Here is a 5,771-nt window from a genome sequence, read left to right on the forward strand (position 1 = left end):
TTGCTGGTCCTGTCCCGGTTCCTGTTGCGGGTCTCACTGCGCCTGGTCCCGTTCCGGTCCGGGCGGCGGTCGGGCGGCGGGTTGTGGCCTGGGCGGTTGATTTCGCCCTGGTCCTCGTCGCCGCTTATCTGCTTGCGCTGCTGACTTTCCATCGCATCGCCGAGCTCCTGACCGATGTGCCGGGGCTGTCGGCTTTGGGTGGGTGGGAGTTGCTGGGTGCGGACGGTGATGCCCGGCACCGGGCGGGGCAGCTGGCGCTGTCCCTGTGGCAGCAGGTGGTCCTGCTCGTGGTCGAGGCGTTCGTCCTGCTGGTGATGGGCACGTTCGTCTATCACTGGGCCGCGCTCGCCCTGACCGGACGCACCCTCGGCAAGAAACTCCTGGGCCTGGGCGTTGCCCCGCGTACCGGCCGTGCCGCCGCTCTGCGTGCGGCCGTTACCACCGTCACCGATGTGGGCTGCTTCGCTCTGGCCTGCTGCCTGCTGGTGGCCGGCGCGCTTGTGATGGCGGTGGCCGTGTGGGCCCTGGCGGTCGCCCTGTTCTGGGCCAACGCCCTGGCGGCCCTGTCCCCGCGCGGCCGCACCTTGGCCGACCGCATCGCCGGCACCTGCGTCGTACGCGTCCCGCCGCCGGGCGGTGAACACCCCGCGCGCCGCCCGCACCATTGAGCTGGCCCGCGATGCTGAGCTGGCCCGCAATGATGGGACAGCCCGCAACGGTGGACCGGCCGGTGACGGTGGGACAGCTCGCGCCGGTGGGCTGGCCCGTGCCGTGGGCTGGCCAGTGGTGGTGGGACAGCTCGTGCCGGTGAGCTGGCTCGCGCCGGTGGGCGGTCCGGTGGCTGGGGCGCGCCTTGCCCCTTCCGTGCGGGAGTTGGGCGGGTCTGGTGGGTGGTTCAGGCCCGGCGGATCACGATGTCGCCGACGGCGGTGCGTCCGCGGACCTCGACCGTTTCCTCGCCGGCTCCGGGTCCGTTTGCCGCTCCGAGTTCGTTGCGTACCCGTCCTGCGGTGGAGCGCACGTCCAGCCAGGCCGCCGATCCCTGGGCGATGCCCACCTCCAGCTCGCCGGCCGAGGTTTCCAGGGTGATGCGGCCCCGTACCACCTGGGCGAGCCGGATGGCGCCGTTCGCGGAGCGGGCGGTGACGGAGGATCCCGCGTGCAGGACGCTGATGGGCCCGTTGGAGGAGGCCACCTCCAGCGCCCCGTCCACCTGTCCGATCACTGTTTCGCCGTTGAGGTTCTTGACGGTGGCCGGTCCCTCGGCCCGGCCCACCCGCACCCGTCCCGATCCGCGGATCTCCACCGCGCCCCGGGCGTGGTCCACCAGGACGTCTCCCTTGGAGGTCTTCAGCCGTACGCTCGCGGCTTCCTCCAGCTGGATGTCGCCGGCCCCCGTGGTCAGCTGGCAGTGCCCCAGCCGTCCCTCGCCGGCCAGCTGCCCGCTGCCGGTGGCGGCGCTCACGTCGGAGCCGGCGGGCAGCTCGACGCTCACCGCCACCGCGCCGGTGCGGGCGAACAGCGAGCGTTTCCTGGGCCCCTTGACGACGAGTTTGCCGCCCGTGCAGGTGACCTGGGTCTGCTGGGCGGCCTGGACGTCCTGCTGGCCGGCGGGATCGCCCGGGCTCACCTCCACCACGGTGTCGAAGCGTTCGCCGGCAACGATCCGCACCCGCCCGCTCTCGATCTCGACGATGGCGGACAAGGGCTCGGGGGTATCGAAGACAGGCATGGCGGGTTCGTCCTTCGGATCTCGTGCGCCGGCGGCCTCACCCGGTCGCAGGCCACATGCAGGAGCAGGAGCAGGAGCAGGAGTTGGGGCTGGGGCGTGGGTGGCTAGCGCACCCAGCCGGTGAGTCCCTGCCCGGCCGCGTGCACCGCGCCCGGGGCGCCCGCGCCGCGCTGCGTTGCCGGTTCCAGGGCGGCGGCGACGGCCCTGACCAGCCAGGCGTTGACCGAGAGCCCCTCGCGGCCCGCGGCCTCCTCGATACGGGCCTTGAGCTGGGCGGGCGGACGGAAGTTGATGCGCGAGGTGGCGCCGTCCTCGACGTCCACCCCAGCCGCCGGCCCGGACACCGGCCCCGGCACAGGCGCCGGTCCCGGCGCCTGGATCTCGCTTGCGCCGAACGCGTCCATGGCGGGCGGCGCCGTGACGACGAACTCGGGGTCCAGGCCGCGCAGCCGTACGTCGACCGAGCCGGGGGCCAGCTCGCGGGTGACCTCGTCCATCGCGTCCGACAGGGCGCTCAGCAAGGTGAGCCGGGCGGACGACTCCAGCTGGGCGGTGAGCCGCTCCGCCAGGGCGAGGGCTTCGTCCCCGGCGGCCTCGGCGGCGACGCCGAGTTCGTGCCGGAGGTTGTCCACGTAGGGAGTGAGGTCCATGATGCAATCATGGCACCATCATGGCGCCACGACAAGCAGGATGGCGCCACGGCAAGCAGGGTCCGGAAGCGGGATACGGCCCCCGAAAGACTGGGGGCGCACCGCCGCCCCCGGCTGCCGGCCGCTCAGGCGGGCGCCGCTGCCGCAACGGTTGGAATCGGCCGGGCCGTGCTCAGGCGGCGGTACGCAGGACGGGAACCGTGTCCGCCCTACCGAGCCCGAGACCGGCGCCTGCGCCCGTGCCGATGCGGCTGCCGCTGCGGTCGTGGCCGTGGTCGCGCCACCACAGCGCGCAGGGAACGGCCGCACCGGCGCCCAGGACTGCCACCTTCGCGGCGGAGCATCCGGCCCGGCGGACCCCCGGAACCCGCACCCGGTCCTGCACCGGGCCCTGGCCCTGTGCTCGGTCCTGGGCCTGCACCCGCTCCCGCGCCTGCACTCCTTCCCGTGCTTGGACCTGGGCCTGGGCCTGGATGCCGGGGGTGGCCGGGGCCGCGTTCTTGGTGCGGGCGCCGCCCGCGAAGACGACCAGGTGCAGCACCAAAAACCGTCCCGCCCCGGCCAGCGCGGAGGCCGACAGGTAGACGAGCTGCTCGGTCAGCGCCCCCGGCGCCGCCGTCAGCTGGTGCAGCACGGCCATCGCCATGCAGGTCACCGCGTACGCGGCGCTCGCCGACCCGGCCGACTGCATGTGCTGCAGGCGGCTGGCGCGCCGGCCCGCGCCGAAGGTGAAGCGGGCGTGCAGCTCGGTCGCCGCCAGCGTCGAGACCACCGTCACCAGCGCGTTCGCCACCACCCACGGCAGGCACGCGGCCAGCGCGGTCACCGCGAAGCTCGAAGCGACGCCGGTGGCGCCACCGCACACGACGAACCGCACGAAGGCAGCGTGAGCGCCGGGCGCCGCCTTGCTCCGGCGAGATACCCACTCCATGATGCTGCCCCTTGTCCGACATCCGACGGCCGACGCTGCGTGCACGAACCCCTGCAGGGCCACCCGGCCCACCGTCCGCACCGCCATCATGGCGCAACCGGTGGCGCCATAGCAAGGCCATAATGGCGCCACTGGCGTGAAGTGATGGCGTCAGAGCAGCCCGCGGCCCGCACACCCCCACACCGGGGGAGAGGGTCGGCCGCGGCCGCGCACCCTCGTACAGGGGGCGGGCCCGCGATCCGCGCACCCCCGGGTGTAGGGGGCCGTCCGCGGCCCGTGCACCCCCGTGCCGGGGGGCTCGCCGCAACCGGCCGGCCGACGACCGGCCGGCCGACGACCGGCCGGCCGACGGGCGGGCGGGCGGCTCGGGCGGCTCCTTGCGCGGCGCGCCTTTTGGTTGAATCGCATTCAACCTTTCAAGAATTCAACCTTGGCGGAGAATAAAGTAAATATACGGATCGGCGCCCTTGTGCCGCGTGGCAGATGCGTTCCCGGATGCCCTCTGACCAGCGGGAACACTCCGCGCGGGGACGGCGAATTCCGCCGGCGCCGCGCGGGGCGCTGCGGTCTTTCGTATTCCCCCGATGCGCCCGATCGAACGGAGGATTTACCTCCACATAATGTCTCAGGTTTTGACGGAAACGGGCTAGAAATGAAACCGGGGGGTACGTATCTTTGGGTGCGCGGCGATGCACAGCGTCCCGCCCACCACGCCAGAACCCAGGGGGATACATGTCAATGGACACGTTCCGGTACGCGAGACCGGCAGGCCCGTCCGTGCAGTCCGTGCGGTCCGCGCAGGGCGGCACGGGGCTTTCGCCCGCCCTGTCCGGCCAGGGCCCGCTCACCTCCACGGTGCCCAAGGAGCTGGTGCACCGGGCCGCCGTCGCGGAGGTCCTGCTCACCGGATGGGAGCGGCGGGCGGAGGCGCGGTTCGCGGTCACCGCCCAGTGGCCGCGCGGCCACAGCTTCTTCACCCCGGTCGGCGGGACGCACTACGACCCGCTGATGGTGGCCGAAACAATCCGCCAGGTCGGTTCTTTGTTGGCGCATGCGGAGTTCGACGTACCGGTCGGTCACCAGTTCTTGATGCACGACCTGGAGATCGCCGTGCAGCCCGGGCAGCTGGTGGTGGAGGCCGTCCCCGCCTCCCTGGACATCGAGGTCACCTACCCGCAGGTCAAGCAGCGCCGCCTGCAGCACGCCGGCGCCCGCTACGAGGCCGTCGTGCGCCGCGAGGGGCGTGTGGTGGCCCGGGGGAGCGCCTCCTACACGTGCGTGAGTTCGCAGGTGTACCAGCGGGTGCGGGCGGGCCGGCTCTCCCTGGGGCGCCCGGCGATCCGGCTGACCGCACCGCTGTCGCCGCAGAGCGTGGGCCGCATGTCGCCCACCGACGTGGTGCTCTCGCCGCTGGGCGAGGCCGATGGCTGGCAGCTGCGGGTGGACACGCGCCACCCGATCCTCTTCGACCACCCGGTGGACCACATCCCGGGCATGATGCTCCTGGAGGCGGCCCGCCAGGCCGCCACCGCCGTCCTCAACCGCTCCTCGCTGACCCGCTCCTCCTTCCTGCCCACCTCCCTGGTGAGCCGCTTTCGCCGCTACGCGGAGCTCGACAGCCCCTGCACCGTCCAGGCCCACCGCCTGCCCGCCGACCCGGGGGAGCACCGCGTCCTGGTGAGCGGCCACCAGGACGGCGAGCCCCTCTTCGACGTCACCGTCAGCGCCTGCGACCTGCGCGGGTAGTCGTACCCCGCGGCCCGAGGCGCGCCGGCCGGCGCGCCTCGGGCCGCGACGCCTGGGGCCATGACCCCCCAGGCCGTGGGCCCTCAGGCCGCGGCGCCTCAGGTCGTGGGGCCTCAGGTCGTGGGGCCGGCCGGGGTGAAGGCGTGCGCGTGGTCGTGCGCCCAGGTGCCAAAGGCCCTGGGCGCACGGCCCGTCAGGGCCCGCACCGTGTCCAGCACCTGCGCCTTGGCCCCCGCTTTTTGGCGCAGCGCGCTCTCCAGCAGCGCCTCCGCCACCGCCGCCGGATGGCGCCGCAGCAGCGCGGTGCGCGCCTGGGCGGGCTCCAGCTCCGCGAACCGCAGGCGCCGCCCCAGCGCCCGCGCGAGCTGCTGCGTCTGCTGCACCGCGCTCAGGGACTGCGGCCCGGTCAGCGTGTAGGCCCGCCCGGCGTGCCCCTGCTCGGTCAGCGCCAGCACCGCCACGTCGGCGATGTCACGCGGGTGCACACAGGCGTTGGGGGCGTGCCCGTACAGCGAGCGCACCAGCCCCTCGGCGCGCACCGAGGGCGCCCAGGACAGGGCGTTGGACATGAACGCGCGCGGCCGCAGCAGCGTCCACCCCAGCCCCGAGGAGGTCAGCGCCGCCTCGCACGCACGCTGCCAGCGGGTGATGAGGTCCTGGGCGCGCTCGTCGGCCACGGAGGCCGCCGACACCTTCACCACCTGCCCCACCC

5 protein-coding genes and 1 pseudogene are annotated in these 5,771 nt (G+C 73.6%); 2 read left to right on the forward strand and 4 right to left on the reverse strand.

All coding sequences use genetic code 11. From position 1 onward, the window contains the following. Positions 1-668: RDD family protein (locus FGF04_RS38015; RefSeq protein WP_328596489.1), on the forward strand; the 668-nt coding region annotated here is incomplete at its 5' end. Between the two features lie 227 nt (positions 669-895). Here FGF04_RS38015 and FGF04_RS38020 read toward each other — a convergent pair. The 3 genes from FGF04_RS38020 to FGF04_RS42210 all read right to left on the reverse strand — a co-directional run bounded on the left by FGF04_RS38020 (position 896) and on the right by FGF04_RS42210 (position 3,259). Beyond that, a complete protein-coding gene (locus FGF04_RS38020; protein WP_149515955.1) occupies positions 896-1,732 on the reverse strand; it encodes a DUF4097 family beta strand repeat-containing protein in 837 nt (278 codons plus the stop codon). Between the two features lie 104 nt (positions 1,733-1,836). Next, on the reverse strand, positions 1,837-2,382 hold the full coding sequence (locus tag FGF04_RS38025; protein WP_149515956.1) for a hypothetical protein: 546 nt from the start codon (positions 2,380-2,382) through the stop codon (positions 1,837-1,839). Positions 2,383-2,554: 172 nt separating this feature from the next. After that, positions 2,555-3,259, reverse strand: coding sequence for a GtrA domain-containing protein (locus FGF04_RS42210; protein WP_408055721.1), 705 nt, complete (start codon positions 3,257-3,259; stop codon positions 2,555-2,557). Between the two features lie 786 nt (positions 3,260-4,045). On the opposite strand from FGF04_RS42210, the gene FGF04_RS38035 reads away from it, so the two are divergent. Beyond that, entirely contained in the window at positions 4,046-5,059 is a 1,014-nt protein-coding gene (locus FGF04_RS38035) for a ScbA/BarX family gamma-butyrolactone biosynthesis protein (RefSeq protein WP_188114407.1), read from the forward strand. A 113-nt stretch (positions 5,060-5,172) separates the two neighbouring features. On the opposite strand, the pseudogene FGF04_RS38040 reads toward FGF04_RS38035, so the two are convergent. After that, positions 5,173-5,771 (reverse strand): annotated as a pseudogene (locus FGF04_RS38040) (SDR family NAD(P)-dependent oxidoreductase); the annotation flags it as partial.

The organism is Streptomyces apricus (assembly GCF_008369065.1).
In the GTDB taxonomy this organism is placed as follows: domain Bacteria; phylum Actinomycetota; class Actinomycetes; order Streptomycetales; family Streptomycetaceae; genus Streptomyces; species Streptomyces apricus.